The organism is Arthrobacter sp. 08Y14, from assembly GCF_002929455.1.
Lineage (GTDB): Bacteria > Actinomycetota > Actinomycetes > Actinomycetales > Micrococcaceae > Arthrobacter_B > Arthrobacter_B sunyaminii.
Genome location: NZ_PJIX01000023.1, coordinates 1 through 739 on the forward strand (window position 1 = coordinate 1; position 739 = coordinate 739).

The window sequence follows — 739 nt, forward strand, 5'->3', positions numbered from 1 at the left end:
CTGGTCCTTCATCTCGGCCGAGCATGCCAAGCTCTTCGGCGGCGGCAGCGAGAAGCTGAAGCTGGTCAACCCGATTGCATCAGACATGTCGGACATGCGGCCTTCGCTGCTGCCGGGCTTGCTGACGGCGGCCCAGCGCAATGCCGACCGCGGCTTTGGCGATGTGGCGATCTTCGAAGTTTCCGGCACCTATGAAGGTGATACGCCTGACACGCAACGTCGCGTCGCCGGTGGCGTGCGCCGTGGCACGGCCTCGATCGCCGGTGCCGGCCGCATGTGGTCGAACCAGGCCAAGGGCGGTGGCAAGCCGGTTGATGTCTTCGACGCCAAGGCCGATGCACTCGCCGTGCTCGAAGCCTGCGGCATTCCGATGAGCAATGTCCAGATCGAGCAGGGCGGTCCCGAATGGTACCATCCGGGCCGGTCCGGCACGATCAAGGCCGGCCCCAAGGTCATCCTCGGCACCTTCGGTGAATTCCATCCGAAGACGCTGGAAGCGCTCGACGTCTCCGGCACGCTCTGCGGCTTCGAGATCTATGTCGACGCCCTTCCGGAGCCGAAGAAGAAGGCGACCCGCACCAAGCCGGCGCTCGAGCTTTCTGCCTTCCAGATGGTGAAGCGCGACTTCGCCTTCGTGGTCGAAAAGGCGGTTGAAGCCGGCGCGATCATCAAGGCGGCGACAAGCGCGGATCGCAAGCTGATCTCTGGCGTCAACGTCTTCGATATCTTCGAGGGTGCT

At 64.0% G+C, this 739-nt stretch carries 1 pseudogene; it reads left to right on the top strand.

Annotated elements, in window-relative coordinates:
• Positions 1–739: pseudogene (locus CXR03_RS18865) on the top strand (hypothetical protein); the annotation flags it as partial.